Origin of the sequence: Peribacillus sp. FSL K6-5616 (genome assembly GCF_038008245.1) — a bacterium.
GTDB lineage: Bacteria > Bacillota > Bacilli > Bacillales > DSM-1321 > Peribacillus > Peribacillus frigoritolerans.
On the sequence record NZ_JBBOYT010000001.1, the window covers coordinates 337501 to 353418 of the forward strand.

Here is a 15918-nt window from a genome sequence, read left to right on the forward strand (position 1 = left end):
GGACGCACCGCTGGTGTACCAGTTGTCTTGCCAAAGGCATAGCTGGGTAGCTACGTGCGGACGGGATAAGTGCTGAAAGCATCTAAGCATGAAGCCCCCCTCAAGATGAGATTTCCCATGGCGCAAGCTAGTAAGATCCCTGAAAGATGATCAGGTTGATAGGTCAGAGGTGGAAGCATGGTGACATGTGGAGCTGACTGATACTAATAGATCGAGGACTTAACCAACGCTTTTTAAAAAATGAAATACCTTCTTATTATCTAGTTTTGAAGGAATGAAAATTTCTTCTTGCATTTTCTCAAAAAGACGTTATAATAATATATGTCTTGAAAAAATGTTAACATTGTTTGGTGACGATAGCGAAGAGGTCACACCCGTTCCCATTCCGAACACGGCAGTTAAGCTCTTCAGCGCCGATGGTAGTTGGGGGTTTCCCCCTGTGAGAGTAGGACGTCGCCAAGCTTATATTGTTCCGCAGTAGCTCAGTGGTAGAGCATTCGGCTGTTAACCGAACGGTCGTAGGTTCGAGTCCTACCTGCGGAGCCATTATTGGAGAGCTGTCCGAGTGGCCGAAGGAGCACGATTGGAAATCGTGTAGACGGGTAACCCTGTCTCAAGGGTTCAAATCCCTTGCTCTCCGCCATTTATACCTGGCCCGTTGGTCAAGCGGTTAAGACACCGCCCTTTCACGGCGGTAACACGGGTTCGAATCCCGTACGGGTCACCATTTAGACAACATATTGGAGGATTAGCTCAGCTGGGAGAGCATCTGCCTTACAAGCAGAGGGTCGGCGGTTCGATCCCGTCATCCTCCACCATTTTCAATAAGATCAGGTTGTTTCTGCATAAAGGATTGATTATTCAGCCCATTGAAACGCTTAACACGAAAACTTGATGCAAAATAGTAACATTATTACCGTCGCGGGGTGGAGCAGTCCGGTAGCTCGTCGGGCTCATAACCCGAAGGTCGCAGGTTCAAATCCTGTCCCCGCAATCTATGGTCCCGTGGTGTAGCGGTTAACATGCCTGCCTGTCACGCAGGAGATCGCGGGTTCGATTCCCGTCGGGACCGCCATTTTTATTGTTTGGCTCAGTAGCTCAGTCGGTAGAGCAAAGGACTGAAAATCCTTGTGTCGGCGGTTCGATTCCGTCCTGAGCCACCATAGTAGTGCCGGTGTAGCTCAACTGGTAGAGCAACTGACTTGTAATCAGTAGGTTGGGGGTTCAAGTCCTCTTGCCGGCACCATGTTTCATCCATATGCGGAGGGGTAGCGAAGTGGCTAAACGCGGCGGACTGTAAATCCGCTCCTTCGGGTTCGGCAGTTCGAATCTGCCCCCCTCCACCATTTTATTACAGGGGTATAGTTTAAAGGTAGAACAGAGGTCTCCAAAACCTCCAGTGTGGGTTCGAGTCCTACTACCCCTGCCAATTTAAATTATATAATGGCGATTGTGGCGAAGTGGTTAACGCACCTGATTGTGGTTCAGGCATTCGTGGGTTCGATTCCCATCAGTCGCCCCATTTTTAAAAATATGATATAATGATTACAACGTTAATGGGCTATAGCCAAGCGGTAAGGCAACGGATTTTGATTCCGTCATGCGAAGGTTCGATCCCTTCTAGCCCAGCCATATGCGAAAGTAGTTCAGTGGTAGAATACAACCTTGCCAAGGTTGGGGTCGCGGGTTCGAATCCCGTCTTTCGCTCCAAAAAACGTTGGCGGCATAGCCAAGCGGTAAGGCAGAGGTCTGCAAAACCTTTACCACCGGTTCGATTCCGGTTGCCGCCTCCAACATACATGCCGGTGTGGCGGAATTGGCAGACGCGCACGACTCAAAATCGTGTTCCTCTGGAGTGCCGGTTCGACCCCGGCCACCGGTATCATGAAAGCTTATAGAAAAAATGTCTCAACTTAATTGTTGAGGCCTTTTTTCTTTGTCTTTTACACGACAAAAATAACTAAGAATCGTGTGCGTAGGAGGTCTTTAACGGGAAGATGAACTAAGAATTATTAAGAAGAAGATTTCAGATGATGAAGCATATGAAGCCTTTTTAAGGACTGCTATTTAAGAAACTTAAGACCAGCGGCGATTGAATACTACAAAAATGAATTTCATGGATCAAAGAAGATAATTAATAAGCAGCTCGTTGAATGGGTACAAAAGGAAGTAGAAAGCTTAATTCTCCAGAGTAAGGAACTAATGAAAGTTACTACTATTAATACCCTGTTGAGAGCTCTAAAGAGATTCTTTGTTCTTCTAATAATGATAATGTTCCCCCTAACATCATCTACTTCAATGCCTACAAGTTCAGACAATCTGACTCCAGTATCTAGGAAAACAAGTATGATTACTTCATCTCTAAAGGATATAAACGTTTTTTCTTTTCTAATTGTCCTTATAAGTTTCTCAATTTCTTCTTTATTGTTTTTCAATTGTCTTTTGTCTATCCCTTAATAATTTGATGTTCCTCATTGTGTTCTTTACGATAAGTTTGCTCTTACATAAAAAGTTATAGATGAAAGAACGGTTTACTTATTTGAAACGACAAAAGGGCAGCTAAGCAGATATATAAAGATAAGAGGAGACGTTGAGACGACCAAACTGTTCATAAGCCAGGATAATAAAGAATTAAATCGACAAAGCATTCAAACTAGGCTTACTAAGTATGGGAAGGAAGCAATGATAAATAAGCGAGTTAGTCCTCATACATTTAGACATACGATGGCTAAGAGGATGATTGTTTCAGGTGTGGATGCATTCTCTTTAATGCATTTACTTGGTCATATAGATATCACTGTTACTAAAAGATATGTGAATATATGGGGACAAGATCTGGAGCAAAAGCATAAGTTGCACGGAGCATTAAGAGGATTAAAAATATAGTAATATATCCCAACCTATACTTTACAAACGAATGTTCGGTGTCTTTTAATAATAAAAGAGATGGCAAATGAGTTTGGCGGCTCTACCATCTCTACACAAAAAACAGAAGAATTAACTTCTAATTAAATTTTAGCAAGTTTCTTTTTCTGTATCAAAAGGGGAAAAAGAACATGAATTTATTATCCATACTTGGAGGCAATGCGTTTGTTATGTTCAATAAAGAACTAGCTCATGAAGTATCAGTCAACGGAGCAATTATTTTTGGACAGTTATGTTCAAGCTATGAAAGTTTTGGAAGTAAGAAAATGCTAACTGTACGAGATGGTAAAGAGTACTTCTATTTAAACTAAGTGGAGTTTTGGAAGAAGAAACAGCTTTATCATACAGGCAGCAATTGAAAGCAATTAAGGATTTAGAAGATGCAGGATATATCGAATCGGTAATCATGGGTTCGCCATCTAAGAAGTACTTTCATAACACAGATAAAATAGTGCAGCATTTACTTCCAAAAGTTGTTGTCAGCTCTGACAAAAGAGCAGACCTAAACGAGGAAAATGAACAAGGAACTTCAGCACAGAAACAGTCTGAAGATTTTTTGAGCTATGACAAATGTGTAACCCTAGCAATAACAAAAGAGCAATCCAAGCCTGTACAAAAGTTACCAGCTTATAAAAGGAAAAATAAAAAAGAACAATATAAAAAAGAACAATATAAAAATATTAATAATTATTTTGTTAATAAGAAATCGGTTAACAACGATGAAATAATAAATAAATTAATTTTGAATATCGATTAAAAGGATTGAGTAAAGAAGTTTGTTATAGGGTCTTAAAAGAGGTAGAAGCAAATCGTGAAATAGATAACTTTGGAGTTTACTTTAGAACTTGCTTAGAAAACACCTTATATAAAAGCCAATTGAAGCATGGACAAATTGATCTTTATGAGATATTTGAAGGAAGATTAAATGATTCCAATGTTCAATTAATGAACTGGTAAGATTTATATAATCCTTAGAAGTCTCAGGATACTCTGTATTGGTTTCCAATAAATTTTATATAGAATTATATAGGGAGTAGTTTAATGGCCAATACAGAGTGTTTATTAATCCCATCTAATCAATTTAGATTTAGATGATTTTGAGGATTAATAACTTATGCTCAATTTTTTTATTATAAGATAAAAATTTTATATCTATCTATATGGTTACTTAATAGTTTAAGATTATTTGTTAATAGTTTATGTTAATATAATAATGGTTAGCTTATCCATAATAGGATGTAACTGAAATGAGTGATAATCGAACTATGACTCGGAGGAACTTATCATGAATAAATTTAGATGGTCAATGTTTGGACTTATAGCTGCAGCAGCAATTATTTCAGTTGTAATAACAATTTATCAGAATGCTAAAGAGTATGAAGCAAAGTATAATAAACCAAATTCAGGTGATATTGCCGTCATGGACGTTACGGGGCATATTAAGAAAGATGAAGATATGGAAGAACAAACTTCAGAAATTGGTGGAGTTCAAGATGAAACTGGTCTTACCCAAAATTCAACTCAAGAAGAAGTTATGGATGTTATGCACCATATGACTCATCAAAAAGTTATTGCAGAAGAGAAATGGGGAGCAGTTGAGATGAATTCCGAAAACATCAATGCAGTTTACGATATTGTGGTTGATAGCGATTTCATGCTTAAAGGTGATTTGTTAAATATCGTATCTGGTTGGAAAGAAGGAAACTTTGACAACGTCGCTCAAGATCATAACTACTTTTGGGAGTATCAAAATGGAACTGTTGGAAAAGCCACCGGAATCCTTAACACAGATGAAGAAGCAGAATTTATCGATAATAACTTTTAACAAACTTAATGATGTCAGGAGCAGGGGGATTAATAATGAAAGTACTGTCGATGATCCAGCCTTGGGCAAGCTTATTTGTCCTTAGGGAAGCCGAATATGAAACAAGGACTTGGAGAACGCATTATCGGGGTCCTCTTGCTATTCATACGAGCAAAAAAGTAGATAAGCCCACCTGTAGACTGGATGGAGTTGCCGAGCTGCTGGCTAAGCATGGGTATACAGAAGATAATCTGCCGACCGGAATGATAATTGGAGTCTGTAAGCTGAAAAACTGTTAGAAAATAGAAGAAAACAATGGAAACTGGGCGGTCTTAGAAGATAGTCGGGTTATTTCAGGGAACGACTTGTTTTTAGGGGATTACAGAGTTGGCGGCTATGCCTGGGAAATTGAGGACATGCGGATGCTCGATCAATATATTCCTGCAAAAGGGCAGCTTGGGCTGTGGGAGTTTAGCGGAAAGATATAAGTATCAAACCATAGTGGCACTGAATCTGGAAATTCTATGCTTGTGGTTCTCTTTGGGGTTGGCATTTGATTAGGAATTTACTGTTTTTTGGTGGTTTTTCATAGTTCTGAGACTAATTTTTGCTTGTTTCCCCATTGCGCGGTTCAAAAAGAGGGAGAAATATGATGGTTTTTAAGGGATATCGGTTTCCACAAATGGGGAATTTAACATTTTTTAGCCCGACTCAAAATCGTGTTCCTCTGGAGTGCCGGTTCGACCCCGGCCACCGGTATCACCAATAGCGAAGAATCGCTATTACATCAAGCTTCACACTTAATTGTCTGAAGCTTTTTTGTGTTCATGACGCACTACAGAACATGTACAAATAATGTGCGGGGGCATTATGCAATGGTTTTTAATCACTCCAGAATGAAGGGAATTGAAACCAAGGAGCAAACAAAACCGAATCAAACAATTGGCAGCTTATCGGAGTTTAAAAGATGATAGAATCTTATGCACTGATATCGTTTATTTTATCAACGTTTGTTCTTACAATTAAAAAGAAAAAACGAATGGGTCAAAGAATATTAACTCTGCCATTCGTTTCGTTAACTTTGATAAATGATTTAGAATTCAATATTCATAGCATTCAAGTCTGCTTCCGTATAGCCAGAAGCGGAAAGTGCGATTTCAATTTTTTCAGCAGCCTTATAATCAAATAATTTGAATTTAGACATTAATGCGAAAGCATTTTGATTTTCGATCGCCAAGGCAACAGCCTCCACGTCTTGCAGTAACTTCAGGTCTTCAATGTAGAATTGAGCGGTTCTCATAGCTAAATACTCATTCGTTGTAGTCGAACTGTAGAAAAGCCTTGTTAAAGTGGCGATTGCGTTAGGAACGAAAATCTTATTCATAATTACCCCTCCACTATTCATAATATTCTGTCACCTGAGTCATTACTAGTATGAGTCACTCTAAAAATGTTGTCAATCTTTATCTTTTGAGCATTTTTACTCACCAGTTGAAAGTAGGTATATATTGAAATTGAGTAATAAAATATCTGAGACTTTTCCAAAGGCAAAAATCATTGCACAGGGCGCACGAAGTAGGCGAAAGAATGAAGTTTGTTTACGAAACGGACCAAATTATATGTACCATGTTGATTCAAGCTCGATCATAACCAATTGGATTATATACTTCATCCATTTACTTTATTCAACAAATGGGCCATTTTTTTCAGAAATTCTTTCAATGATGAATTCGTTTCTGTGTTCAAAAATTTTAAAGGGCTTATGAAACAGCAGATCCTTATAAACTGTAAAGAAGGCGGGCTTCCACATTCCGCAGCTCTCCAGATGAAACACTATCAGCCACAATTATTTGCATGGTTCTCGTAGCTGTCATTCGTTTGTCTGGATGCTTCATTTGTAGCTGCTGTTGTATCGCCCGGAAAAGTTCATTATTTTCTGGACGGTTGGCGTTATAGATTTCTTGTAAACTTTTTGATTTTCCCATGACCTTTCCTACTTTCCATCAAGTGTGAAATACATATGAAAGCTTATTCGATAATATTCGTATGTTCTATATTTCCGTCTTATCGCTTCTAATTCCTTCTTTTTTCAATTAAATCTTTAAAGAACAGAGAAGTTGCCCCTGTTTTTTACAAGGCGTTAGCCCACCTGTCTTACAGCTTGACCTTTGTTATATAAGTTGTTGTTGTTTTTCAAGATCAAAGTAATTCTGAAACACGATCTGCGTAGGAGTACATTATTGTGAGGATAGAAAATTCATATGAGGCATGATGCATTACTCCCGTTATCATCAATAATAAAAATGATTGCAAAATCTCTTTTTCAGTGGGAAATGCCTAATTTGCCTGAGGATTTGTCTTTTTTTAAACAAGGAAAGGTCTGGCTGGCTACTTCTTCGCATGAAAAACAATGCTTCATTTTCCCTGAGAATGAAACCGAAGCTTCAAAAATTATGGGTATTGAAGGTTTAAGAGTTGAGGAATTGGATGTTTAACCAATGATATGTCTTAGAATATAAACACATAACAAAAAAAGATGAACCCTTTGATTCCACCGAAGCATTAAAATCAAGATCTCAACGATAGTGTGAGGTCTTTTTTCTTTTCTTAAACAAGACGAAAATAATTCAGAACCAGATTAGGGAAGTATGGTTGTACCTTACAAAGGGCTAATTAGTATCAATAAGAAGCATTTAAAAATTTCTATAAAGAATTATTGTTTAAGAAAACCAAGACCAGGAAAGTAGCCGCTTCGCAGTTTTATAAATAATATCGATGAAATATGGCAATAAATAAAAAAACACTATCTAGGAACACTTCACAAAACATATTTTCTAAGGGGCGGAAAATTGTGAACAATATGGGATGTCAATGCAGGTCCAATGACGAATTACAGCAACTGGTTGATGAGGCAAAAAAATATACGAGTAACGGAACAGTGGCAGACTATATACCGGCTCTTGAAAAGGCGAATCCTGGGGATTTGTCTGTTGCTATTTACTATCCTGACGGGAAAGGATATTGTGCGGGTGATGTAAGCGGTAAAATGACCCTGCAAAGCATATCAAAAGTTTTGACACTTGCTCTTGTATTAATGGAAAAAGGGGAGGATTATGTTTTTTCCTATGTAGGAAAAGAACCCACTGGCGATCCTTTTAATTCGATTGCCAAGCTAGAGACAAACAAGCCATCCAAACCGTTAAACCCCATGATCAATGCAGGAGCATTGACTGTGACCCACATGATTGAGGGTGCCAGTGTAACCGAGCGATTTGAACGTATTTTACATTTTATCCGGGAGTTGACGCAAAATCCGAATATCGGCTTTAATGAAGATGTTGCCCGGTCAGAATATAATACAGCAGACTTGAATAGGTCGTTAAGCTATTTTTTAAAGCAGCATCATGTAATAAATGAGGATGTGGAGGAGTTAATCGAATTGTATTCAAAGCAGTGTGCCATTGAAATGGACAGTCAGGATTTAGCGAGGATAGGCTGTGTGCTGGCCATGAATGGGAAAGATTTGCTGACGGGAAGGCAAATCATCCCCGGGGACATTGCCCGTATTTGCAAGACATTCATGGTTACCTGCGGCATGTATAACGCATCAGGTGAATTTGCCATTAATGTTGGCATACCGGCTAAAAGCGGTGTGTCAGGGGGAATCATGGGGGCCGTCCCCGGAAAATGCGGGATTGGAATTTATGGTGCAGCGCTGGATGAGAAGGGGAACAGCGTTGCCGGGATAAAAATCTTGGAAATGATGGCGAAAAAGTATTCCTTAAGTATGTTTAATTTGTAAACATTGAAACCAGTACCGAGTCAGTCGGATGTTAAATGAGTTCAGTGTAAAGCCTTAAGGAAACAAATCATTTACTTTCAAGGCAAAAAAAAAAGACCTCTGCATAAGGGCAAGGTCTTAGGACTATTTCATAACAAGTTGGAGAAAAGAGATACTTTTTTATATAAAGCATTTACCTCTTTATTTCGATGTTCCCCGATTTCATTTTTTAGCTGGCCTTCAATATCGGTCATTAGATCAGCTAACTTCAATGCCTTTTGTCTGTCGGAAATATTGCTGCGAATGATAGATTCATATTTTGCATTGTATTCAGTCAATGACATTTCTTCCGTCCTCCCATAGTGTAAAGTCATTTAAGCTGTCCTCTGTCCCTTCATCAGCAATCCCAATGTACTTAAGTGTAATTACAGGATGTGAATGGTTAAGGATCATTTGTAGCTCAGCAAGATTCTTACTTCGTTTATAGTGCCAGTAACCGAATGTTTTCCGCATGGTATGTGTACCGACGCCCTCGATGTCCACCATGTCCGCTGCTTTATTAAGCTGCCTGTATGCTTGTATCTTACTTATTGGCTTATCGCCCTTGCGTGAGGGGAATAGCCATTCACCATCAATGGTGGCTATATAGGAGGCCAATTCATTACAGACATTGTTAAGCTGTATCATTCTTGGCCTTTTTGTTTTCCCTTCCTTGATGATGACCTCAAACTTTCCTTTAATGTCCGTTATCTTCAGTGATAATAGATCAGTCACCCGTAATCCGGTATTGATGCCTAACAAGAACAATATGTAGTCTCTCTCGCTGCAATGTCTTTTCAATGACCATTTCATATCATCTAATTTTTCCGATGATCTGATTGGTTGCACGTCTATTAAATGTTCTTTTGGCAAAAGTGATCACCCTTAATTCACGCCAATGAAATCAGTATTTTGAATGTATACTTTTAAGAGTAACACTGAAAAAGGAGGGAAGTCAATTTGAGGGGGATATTGATATTTTTTGGACTGTCCATTTTATAAAGGGTTCGGTGTATTTTTAGTTGTTTATTGGATAAAAGCAATAAAAAACTTCTGGAACTTGATATAATGAAAATAGTAATATTTTTCTAAACTAGTGTTATTGATGGATATTTAATAGATGAATTAATTCATTCTGAATTTATATGCTTTAGCAGGATTGGGGAAACCACCATGAAGAGAGTTTTGGCTATATTGAAAAAATTACTGCCTATAATGTCAAGGTTGATTACCATTGCAATTATGGTTTTGGTTTTTTACTGCATGTTCATGTTCGCAGACCTGGATAATGAAAAGTCAGACAGCGAGCGTCATAACGAGCGGTCGGTGAATTTTGAAGAGATGAGCGATCAAGAGTCTGAAGAAATTCCAGCAGGTTCTATGGTGAACTATTGTAAAGATAGCGCTAATGAGAGTCGCTCCTCCAGTTGGTTTGGTATGGAAGTAAACGAAATGGAACCTAGCGAATATACGGTCGAATGCATTGAACACTTGGAATAGCAGCAGAGTTCCTACGGATCGAATTCAGGATTCACACCAAGGACATCAGGTACGTCACATCCAAGCGTCTGGCTTATTGGAATGGAGCGGAATGCACAGGAATAATAATTGTTTTCGAAAATAAGGTCTACACTGAAATGATTGGTGACGAACCGGGTACACAGCGGGGGAGGCCATATATTAGCCTGTTTGGATCCTAACCAAACAGGTTTTTAGTATGAAAGGAAATCCAATGGAAAAAATGGAATAGAATATAATGAAGCATGAAGGAAAATTTTTCACCCCCATATCTTTTTCTCTTTCTGAAACGTTTAGAGGATAGAGGGTGTTGAAGGAGTGAGAAAAATGATAAATAAGTTGAGGGAAGATATTGCTGAAGAAAAGGATAACGGTGCAATTTTGCGTGAAGTTTATCCTGAATTGATTCGGTTTTGCCGATTCCTGACCCAAAATAATTGGGATGGGGATGATTTGGCTCAGGAAACGATATTGAAGGCAATGCAGGGCTATGGGAAGAAAACGGTGATAACAACAGCTTTATTGAAGACGATAGCCCGACATTCCTGGATTGATACGATACGAAAAAGGAAAAAAGAATCTTTAGACGATCTGTTGGATACCGAACAACTGGGGGCAGTTGGGGGAAATGTCTTTGAAACGGTTGAATATATAATAAAATCCCTTACCCCGAAACAAGCTGTAGTGTTCATATTAAAGGAAGGATTCCTCTACCGGTCAAAAGAAATCTCAGATTACTTGAACACCACGGAAACGGCTGTAAAGGCAATCTTGAACCGTGTGAAGAAGCGTTTTGAGAATGACGTTGAAGATCGTAGGTTGTCTTGCGTGGAAGATTGGCAGGATGAGGAGGAGCAGCGGCTCATCTCCCTGATGACACAGGCTTTAAAAGCCCAAAATCCGGATATCCTCATTAGAAGCATCCCATCTTTCAAATCCCTGAACAGTGAGTCGATGATTCCTAAACTGATGAATCGTTCGAATCTTTCCAAATCAAGCTTCACTCCTTCAAACACACTCTCAATGGCTGCATAGCCAATATTATTGTTAGGAGGAAGAAGAGATATGACCACCATTCCATATGTAATTGAGCAATCCAGCAAAGGTGAGCGCTCGTACGATATTTATTCCAGACTTCTAAAAGACCGTATCATCATGATTGGGGAAGAGATCACCGATCATTTAGCCAATAGTGTGGTAGCCCAATTGTTATTCTTGGCAGCAGATGCACCTGATAAAGAAATTACCATCTTCATAAACAGTCCGGGGGGATCGACCAGTGCCGGTTTCGCCATTTATGATACGATGCAATATATTAAGCCTGATATCCGGACTGTATGTACGGGGATGGCCGCATCATTCGGTGCCATGCTTTTATTGGCGGGTACGAAAGGGAAAAGGTGCGCTTTGCCAAATAGTGAAATCATGCTTCATCAACCGCTTGGTGGGGCGAGGGGGCAAGCAACGGAAATCGAAATTTCTGCCCGAAGGATTTTGAAGCTAAAGGATCATATCAATCAAATCATCTCCGAAAGGACCGGTCAGCCTATCGAAAAGGTGGCGAAGGACACAGATCGCGATTACTTCTTAAGTGCAAATGAGGCGAAGGATTACGGTATAATCGATGAAATAATCGTTCAGGATAATTAATTCTGATAAAGACGCCGGCTGTACGAAAACGAAAAGAAACTGCCGATATTAGATTGGCAGTTTCTTTTTTTACCTTTTACACCATACCTTGTTCCAAATACTATTCCAATCCACTACCTCAGCTTAACAATGCCCGGCACTCGGTATTATCAATTTTTCTTGTCTACTGTTGCTGCATTATATGTGACATCCAGTATGCAATAAGTGACGAATGAAACTTCTTGAAAAAATAGAATGGGATGTTGGGTAATTATCGATACCTGAAACTATGTAATTTTTATTGAAGGGATGAGGGGGGATGTGTTCCTTTTCTGGATAGTCCATCCATTCAATATGTTAAAATAAATAGTATCTGACATTATCAATCTTGGAGGAAGTTTTTATGAAGAAAACGCAAAAGGTTTTACTTATTAGTGGAATCTCCGCTGTTGCATTATTCGGGGTGGGGGTTGCTTCCTTTAAAATCATGGAGAACTCCAATGAGTACGAAAAAGCTCAACTGGTAATGGACCAGGGAAGCCAAAGAACAAATTGAAAGAGAAAGAGAAGATGAAAAAATCGAAGCCCAAAGGGAAGCGAAAGCTAAAGCTGCGGAACTTGAAGCGAAAACAGCGATATATGATGGGATTGAATTTGAAGCAGGACTTGATGAAGGCTCAACCGAAATGGAAGTCATGGACGTCATGCATAAAATGACTCATCAAAAGGTTCGCTCGCAAGATAAATGGGGAGCTATACCGATGTCCCCTAAGATTATAGAAGAAGTTTATAAAATAGTGGATTCAAGTGATTTTCAGCATAGAGATCGATTGCTGTCCATTGCTGCCCGGTGGCGAGACTTTGATTTTAGCACGATCGTTCAGGACCATAACTTCTTTTGGGAAGACAAAGAAGGCACCGTTGGAAAAGCCCATGGAACATTAAGTCGGGCAGAGAGGTTGAATTCATTGAAGTTAATTTTAAGTGAGGGGAAGGTACTGAAAAGACCAAAGGGCGAGTTGGCTAGTCCTGCTCAATAAAGAAAACACTCAAACTTCCTGCAATAAGGCCGTTTGAATGTTTTCATTCGCTTATGGGGCAGTCAAGTAATGGAAGCTTACCTTCGATACAGGAGTTTTATTTCTTAATAATTAGTCTGCTGGACTCGTTCTCCTTGTTTACGGGAACGTCTTTTCCTACTGTGACCCTGCGAACGACGCGGTGCTGGTCCCCGTAATCGGCAATAGCGTAATGCTGCGTGGCTAGGTTATCCCAAATGGCCACGTCGCCTTCACTCCATTGCCAACGCACGGTATTTTCTAAGCGCGTGACGTATGAATCGAAGATGCTTAATAATCTTTCGGATTCACTTGTTGTATAGCCTTCCACTCTACCAGCAAAGCCACCTAATAACAAATGCCTTTTTCCGGTTTCGGCGTGTACGTGAACGACTGGGTGCCTTGTTTTATAAATGGTCGATTCGAATATATCACGATACTTCTTTTTAACCTCATCATCAATGTTTTCGGCTGGTTTGAATTGAGCATAATCATATTCATTTGTATGGATTGCCCATAGTCCGTCCGCTAATTTCTTCAATCCATCCGGCAGGTCCTCATATGCTTCATTCGTATTGGCCCAAACTGTATCTCCGCCGACATCAGGGATGGTTACCCCTCTTAAAACAGAGTATTTAGGAACCTCTGGAACGAAAGTGACATCAGTGTGCCAATGGTTTGCTTTAGCACCGCGTTCGGAGTCAAGCTCGAAAATATAATTAGTATTGTCTTTGACCGGTACTGTAGGATGTGCATAAGGCTCACCCAATAGTTTGGCAAATGCTTCTTGGCTGGCATCGTCCAAATGATTTTGACCTTTGAAGAATATGACTTTATGATCGTTTAACGCTTGTTTGATTTCATTGAAAATAGTTAAATCCAAGTCCCCGCTTAATTGCACTCCTTGAATTTCCGCTCCAATCCTTCCTGCTACCGGTACCACTTTCAATTGTTGTGTTTTAGTTTCCGTCATAATCAATCTCCTCCTGTAAGGTTAGTTTTTTATTTTTTAAAGGCATCATCAATGTATTCATTGTTGATGTGATTTTTAAAATTAAATGATTTCTTGATATAGCCCACACCAGCTAAAGTATCGATGGATTCTTGTTGTGCTTTGATGGCATCTTCGGTAAAGAAGATATTTGGTTCTTCGGCCGTTATTATTGTCTTTACCGTGCTCACAGGCAATTTAGTTTCTTTGGAATAAATTTCAGATGCTTCATCTGGATTCTCAATTTGCCAATCGGCAGCTTTTTTATAAACCTTTAAATAGGCCTCGACAATTTCAGGATGCTCTTCGGCAAAGCCGTTACGTGCAATGATTGCACCAGGAGCTAATATTTTTCCTTTTACTTTAAGTGCGACAGCATTCCCTTTTTCAATATTATTAAGGTAATAGGGGTTCCATATTGCCCAGGCGTCCAATTTTTTGGTTTCAAAAGCCGCTTGAGCATCATCTGGTTGCAAATTGATGAGTTTAATGTCATCAGTCGTTAAACCATGGGCTTTCAACGCCTTGATTAAATACACATGCCCCGTTGTCCCCGAAGCAACACCGACCGTTTTCCCCTTTAAGTCTTCAATCTGCTTTATGTTACCTTTCGCTTGAGCCAGAATCCGAACAGATGACTCACCCCGGCCTGTTTGGGCAATCACTTCGAATGGCAGATTCTTATCAATGCCGGCAATCAGTGCACCATCCCCTAAAAAAGACAGATCAACCCGATTGGAAGCAAGGGATTCCAAAAGCGGGGGACCACTCTGGAATTCACTCCACTCTATTTGGGTATCCAGTTTAGAAAACTCTTCGTTGAACAATCCCTTTTCCTTTGCAATGACCAATGGTCCCATTTTGCCATTTAAGGCAATATGAACTTTCAGTGGATCACTTTTCCCGGAAGCTTTGCCGGCATCGGAATTACAGCCTGCCAATACAGCGATGCTAATGATGGCAAGTAGTACTGCGGTTAGATGTTTACGATATTCCTTCATGAATTCCCTCCTTTTTTACAGCTATACACATCTGGATAGTCAGATTAATGACAAAAAAGAGATTCAACGAAGAGTTTGCTTGGTTACTCTTCATTGAATCTCCGGTAGTCCAGTTGATTCACATGACCTTTATTTAATTGGCTCCAGTGTGAAGCGGATTTGTGTATGAATGCATCTTAACAGCTGTTAGAATTATCTGTCAATTATTTTTTTACGATTAATCCGATAAAATAAATTGGTATTAGGTGTTGATTATAAATAATCGATAAGTTAATATAAAATGAAATATTGAATCGACTAGTTAACTAGAGATTCAGCAAAGGGACAATATGTGCCTTTTTGCTGGATCTCTATTTTTTTTATTTGAGAAAGGGTGAGGGGATTGGTTGCAACATTAGAAATTAATCAAGTAAGCAAAACATTTAAGAATGAGAATGAAAGTGTCCATGTTTTGGATCATTTAAATCTGACCGTCAACAATGGTGAGTTCGTTACCATCATTGGTCCGAGCGGCTGCGGGAAAAGCACATTATTAAAGTTGATCGCAGGACTTGATTCAGACTTTGATGGCACGATCATGGCAGAGGATCTTACGGTTAGCGGACCTTCTAAAGACCGTGGTTTCATTTTTCAGGAGCATCGCTTATTTCCATGGCTAAACGTGGAGAAGAATATTGCAGGTAACCTTCCATTAAAGAAACCGGACATTCGAAAAAGGGTGGATGATTTGATTTCACTTGTTAAACTAAAAGGTTTTGAGAAGGCGTATCCACGCCAATTATCCGGAGGAATGTCGCAGCGTGTTGCCATTGCCAGGGCCTTATTGCGTAATCCTGAAGTTTTATTGCTGGATGAGCCATTCGGTGCATTGGATGCATTCACGCGAACGCATCTTCAAGAGGCTTTACTGGAAATATGGGAGAGGAATAAGACAACGATGGTGCTTGTCACCCATGATATTGATGAATCCATCTTTTTATCGAGGAAGGTGGTCGTCATGGATGCAAAGCCTGGACGGATTAAATCTATCGTTCCGATTGATTTGCCATACCCAAGAACCCGAACAAGCAAAGCGTTCCAGGAATTCAGGTCCGTCATATTAACCCAACTTGAACATCATCCAGTAGAGGTGGAAGATTGGAGCATTTAATTGGATTTTTGAAAAAGGAAGG

The 15918-nt window shown here is 39.6% G+C and carries 20 protein-coding genes, 15 tRNA genes and 2 rRNA genes (1 of these 37 only partly in view); 30 read left to right on the forward strand and 7 right to left on the reverse strand.

The window, feature by feature from the left end:
• The 17 genes from MHB45_RS01530 to MHB45_RS01610 all read left to right on the forward strand — a co-directional run.
• Positions 1-227, forward strand: a 23S ribosomal RNA gene (locus tag MHB45_RS01530) (it extends 2706 nt beyond the left edge of the window).
• Between the two features lie 119 nt (positions 228-346).
• Positions 347-462, forward strand: a 5S ribosomal RNA gene (rrf, locus tag MHB45_RS01535).
• Positions 463-471: 9 nt separating this feature from the next.
• Positions 472-546 (forward strand) — tRNA-Asn (locus MHB45_RS01540).
• Between the two features lie 5 nt (positions 547-551).
• Positions 552-643, forward strand: a tRNA-Ser gene (locus MHB45_RS01545).
• A gap of 9 nt (positions 644-652) precedes the next feature.
• Positions 653-727 (forward strand) — tRNA-Glu (locus MHB45_RS01550).
• Positions 728-742: 15 nt separating this feature from the next.
• Positions 743-818 (forward strand) — tRNA-Val (locus MHB45_RS01555).
• Between the two features lie 102 nt (positions 819-920).
• A tRNA-Met gene (locus tag MHB45_RS01560) sits at positions 921-994 on the forward strand.
• Positions 995-999: 5 nt separating this feature from the next.
• A tRNA-Asp gene (locus MHB45_RS01565) sits at positions 1000-1075 on the forward strand.
• Between the two features lie 12 nt (positions 1076-1087).
• Positions 1088-1163, forward strand: a tRNA-Phe gene (locus MHB45_RS01570).
• A 7-nt stretch (positions 1164-1170) separates the two neighbouring features.
• A tRNA-Thr gene (locus MHB45_RS01575) sits at positions 1171-1246 on the forward strand.
• 16 nt (positions 1247-1262) lie between these two features.
• Positions 1263-1346 (forward strand) — tRNA-Tyr (locus tag MHB45_RS01580).
• Between the two features lie 9 nt (positions 1347-1355).
• Positions 1356-1429: transfer RNA gene (locus MHB45_RS01585), tRNA-Trp, on the forward strand.
• Positions 1430-1446: 17 nt separating this feature from the next.
• Positions 1447-1522 (forward strand) — tRNA-His (locus MHB45_RS01590).
• Between the two features lie 35 nt (positions 1523-1557).
• Positions 1558-1632 (forward strand) — tRNA-Gln (locus MHB45_RS01595).
• 3 nt (positions 1633-1635) lie between these two features.
• Positions 1636-1710, forward strand: a tRNA-Gly gene (locus MHB45_RS01600).
• A 9-nt stretch (positions 1711-1719) separates the two neighbouring features.
• A tRNA-Cys gene (locus MHB45_RS01605) sits at positions 1720-1793 on the forward strand.
• 8 nt (positions 1794-1801) lie between these two features.
• Positions 1802-1882 (forward strand) — tRNA-Leu (locus tag MHB45_RS01610).
• 232 nt (positions 1883-2114) lie between these two features.
• On the opposite strand, the gene MHB45_RS01615 is transcribed toward MHB45_RS01610, so the two are convergent.
• Positions 2115-2435 carry a tyrosine-type recombinase/integrase gene (locus tag MHB45_RS01615; protein WP_226990460.1) on the reverse strand — a complete coding sequence of 107 codons (321 nt, stop codon included), beginning with the start codon at positions 2433-2435 and terminating at the stop codon, positions 2115-2117.
• A gap of 142 nt (positions 2436-2577) precedes the next feature.
• On the opposite strand from MHB45_RS01615, the gene MHB45_RS01620 reads away from it, so the two are divergent.
• The 5 genes from MHB45_RS01620 (at position 2578) to MHB45_RS01640 (ending at position 5028) form a co-directional block, all read left to right on the forward strand.
• Positions 2578-2886 (forward strand): tyrosine-type recombinase/integrase, encoded by a 309-nt coding sequence (locus tag MHB45_RS01620; protein WP_237766633.1) that lies wholly within the window; start codon positions 2578-2580, stop codon positions 2884-2886.
• A gap of 170 nt (positions 2887-3056) precedes the next feature.
• Entirely contained in the window at positions 3057-3236 is a 180-nt protein-coding gene (locus tag MHB45_RS01625) for a hypothetical protein (protein ID WP_340907234.1), read from the forward strand.
• 8 nt (positions 3237-3244) lie between these two features.
• The gene (locus MHB45_RS01630; protein ID WP_340907235.1) at positions 3245-3682 is read left to right on the forward strand and encodes a hypothetical protein; all 438 of its coding nucleotides are present in this window, start codon (positions 3245-3247) and stop codon (positions 3680-3682) included.
• 528 nt (positions 3683-4210) lie between these two features.
• Positions 4211-4750 carry a DUF6241 domain-containing protein gene (locus MHB45_RS01635; protein WP_053087399.1) on the forward strand — a complete coding sequence of 180 codons (540 nt, stop codon included), beginning with the start codon at positions 4211-4213 and terminating at the stop codon, positions 4748-4750.
• Between the two features lie 35 nt (positions 4751-4785).
• Positions 4786-5028 carry a hypothetical protein gene (locus MHB45_RS01640; RefSeq protein WP_226990461.1) on the forward strand — a complete coding sequence of 81 codons (243 nt, stop codon included), beginning with the start codon at positions 4786-4788 and terminating at the stop codon, positions 5026-5028.
• A 794-nt stretch (positions 5029-5822) separates the two neighbouring features.
• Here MHB45_RS01640 and MHB45_RS01645 read toward each other — a convergent pair.
• Both MHB45_RS01645 and MHB45_RS01650 read right to left on the reverse strand, forming a co-directional pair.
• A complete protein-coding gene (locus MHB45_RS01645) occupies positions 5823-6113 on the reverse strand; it encodes a hypothetical protein (protein WP_034305321.1) in 291 nt (96 codons plus the stop codon).
• A gap of 394 nt (positions 6114-6507) precedes the next feature.
• On the reverse strand, positions 6508-6714 hold the full coding sequence (locus MHB45_RS01650) for a hypothetical protein (protein WP_072272428.1): 207 nt from the start codon (positions 6712-6714) through the stop codon (positions 6508-6510).
• Between the two features lie 276 nt (positions 6715-6990).
• Here MHB45_RS01650 and MHB45_RS01655 point away from each other — a divergent pair, with 276 nt between their 5' ends.
• Positions 6991-7224 carry a hypothetical protein gene (locus tag MHB45_RS01655; protein WP_072272429.1) on the forward strand — a complete coding sequence of 78 codons (234 nt, stop codon included), beginning with the start codon at positions 6991-6993 and terminating at the stop codon, positions 7222-7224.
• A 365-nt stretch (positions 7225-7589) separates the two neighbouring features.
• Positions 7590-8531, forward strand: coding sequence for a glutaminase A (glsA, locus tag MHB45_RS01660; protein WP_048684349.1), 942 nt, complete (start codon positions 7590-7592; stop codon positions 8529-8531).
• Between the two features lie 128 nt (positions 8532-8659).
• Here the strand turns inward: glsA and MHB45_RS01665 are convergent, their stop codons facing one another.
• Together MHB45_RS01665 and MHB45_RS01670 are read right to left on the reverse strand one after the other, a co-directional pair.
• Positions 8660-8854 (reverse strand): hypothetical protein, encoded by a 195-nt coding sequence (locus tag MHB45_RS01665; protein ID WP_048684221.1) that lies wholly within the window; start codon positions 8852-8854, stop codon positions 8660-8662.
• Positions 8841-9362, reverse strand: a complete 522-nt coding sequence (locus tag MHB45_RS01670) for a tyrosine-type recombinase/integrase (protein WP_048684352.1) — start codon at positions 9360-9362, stop codon at positions 8841-8843. The genes MHB45_RS01665 and MHB45_RS01670 overlap by 14 nt, the downstream gene beginning before the upstream one ends.
• A gap of 360 nt (positions 9363-9722) precedes the next feature.
• Between MHB45_RS01670 and MHB45_RS01675 the strand changes: the two genes are divergently transcribed.
• The 5 genes from MHB45_RS01675 (at position 9723) to MHB45_RS01695 (ending at position 12736) form a co-directional block, all read left to right on the forward strand.
• Complete coding sequence (locus MHB45_RS01675; protein ID WP_048684223.1) at positions 9723-10049, forward strand: hypothetical protein; 327 nt, start codon at positions 9723-9725, stop codon at positions 10047-10049.
• A gap of 345 nt (positions 10050-10394) precedes the next feature.
• On the forward strand, positions 10395-11102 hold the full coding sequence (locus tag MHB45_RS01680) for a sigma factor (RefSeq protein WP_048684225.1): 708 nt from the start codon (positions 10395-10397) through the stop codon (positions 11100-11102).
• A 30-nt stretch (positions 11103-11132) separates the two neighbouring features.
• Entirely contained in the window at positions 11133-11717 is a 585-nt protein-coding gene (gene clpP / locus MHB45_RS01685) for an ATP-dependent Clp endopeptidase proteolytic subunit ClpP (RefSeq protein WP_034305312.1), read from the forward strand.
• 382 nt (positions 11718-12099) lie between these two features.
• Positions 12100-12252: a hypothetical protein gene (locus MHB45_RS01690; protein WP_161921972.1), complete on the forward strand. Its 153-nt coding sequence runs from the start codon at positions 12100-12102 to the stop codon at positions 12250-12252.
• Between the two features lie 130 nt (positions 12253-12382).
• Positions 12383-12736, forward strand: coding sequence for a DUF6241 domain-containing protein (locus tag MHB45_RS01695; protein ID WP_142953050.1), 354 nt, complete (start codon positions 12383-12385; stop codon positions 12734-12736).
• 97 nt (positions 12737-12833) lie between these two features.
• On the opposite strand, the gene MHB45_RS01700 is transcribed toward MHB45_RS01695, so the two are convergent.
• Both MHB45_RS01700 and MHB45_RS01705 read right to left on the reverse strand, forming a co-directional pair.
• Positions 12834-13727, reverse strand: coding sequence for a TauD/TfdA dioxygenase family protein (locus MHB45_RS01700; protein WP_048684230.1), 894 nt, complete (start codon positions 13725-13727; stop codon positions 12834-12836).
• Positions 13728-13756: 29 nt separating this feature from the next.
• Entirely contained in the window at positions 13757-14746 is a 990-nt protein-coding gene (locus tag MHB45_RS01705; RefSeq protein ID WP_161921970.1) for an ABC transporter substrate-binding protein, read from the reverse strand.
• 382 nt (positions 14747-15128) lie between these two features.
• On the opposite strand from MHB45_RS01705, the gene MHB45_RS01710 reads away from it, so the two are divergent.
• Positions 15129-15896, forward strand: a complete 768-nt coding sequence (locus MHB45_RS01710) for an ABC transporter ATP-binding protein (protein ID WP_338565070.1) — start codon at positions 15129-15131, stop codon at positions 15894-15896.
• Positions 15897-15918: the final 22 nt, after the last annotated feature.

Bases quoted from the DNA above. Each gene is read 5' to 3' on its own strand.
- MHB45_RS01625 (WP_340907234.1), top strand. From the start codon at position 3,057: ATGAATTTATTATCCATACTTGGAGGCAATGCGTTTGTTATGTTCAAT.
- MHB45_RS01635 (WP_053087399.1), top strand. From the start codon at position 4,211: ATGAATAAATTTAGATGGTCAATGTTTGGACTTATAGCTGCAGCAGCA.
- MHB45_RS01640 (WP_226990461.1), top strand. From the start codon at position 4,786: ATGAAAGTACTGTCGATGATCCAGCCTTGGGCAAGCTTATTTGTCCTT.
- MHB45_RS01645 (WP_034305321.1), bottom strand. From the start codon at position 6,113: ATGAATAAGATTTTCGTTCCTAACGCAATCGCCACTTTAACAAGGCTT.
- MHB45_RS01650 (WP_072272428.1), bottom strand. From the start codon at position 6,714: ATGGGAAAATCAAAAAGTTTACAAGAAATCTATAACGCCAACCGTCCA.
- MHB45_RS01655 (WP_072272429.1), top strand. From the start codon at position 6,991: ATGAGGCATGATGCATTACTCCCGTTATCATCAATAATAAAAATGATT.
- glsA (WP_048684349.1), top strand. From the start codon at position 7,590: ATGGGATGTCAATGCAGGTCCAATGACGAATTACAGCAACTGGTTGAT.
- MHB45_RS01665 (WP_048684221.1), bottom strand. From the start codon at position 8,854: ATGTCATTGACTGAATACAATGCAAAATATGAATCTATCATTCGCAGC.
- MHB45_RS01670 (WP_048684352.1), bottom strand. From the start codon at position 9,362: ATGAAATGGTCATTGAAAAGACATTGCAGCGAGAGAGACTACATATTG.
- MHB45_RS01675 (WP_048684223.1), top strand. From the start codon at position 9,723: ATGAAGAGAGTTTTGGCTATATTGAAAAAATTACTGCCTATAATGTCA.
- MHB45_RS01680 (WP_048684225.1), top strand. From the start codon at position 10,395: ATGATAAATAAGTTGAGGGAAGATATTGCTGAAGAAAAGGATAACGGT.
- clpP (WP_034305312.1), top strand. From the start codon at position 11,133: ATGACCACCATTCCATATGTAATTGAGCAATCCAGCAAAGGTGAGCGC.
- MHB45_RS01690 (WP_161921972.1), top strand. From the start codon at position 12,100: ATGAAGAAAACGCAAAAGGTTTTACTTATTAGTGGAATCTCCGCTGTT.
- MHB45_RS01695 (WP_142953050.1), top strand. From the start codon at position 12,383: ATGGAAGTCATGGACGTCATGCATAAAATGACTCATCAAAAGGTTCGC.
- MHB45_RS01700 (WP_048684230.1), bottom strand. From the start codon at position 13,727: ATGACGGAAACTAAAACACAACAATTGAAAGTGGTACCGGTAGCAGGA.
- MHB45_RS01705 (WP_161921970.1), bottom strand. From the start codon at position 14,746: ATGAAGGAATATCGTAAACATCTAACCGCAGTACTACTTGCCATCATT.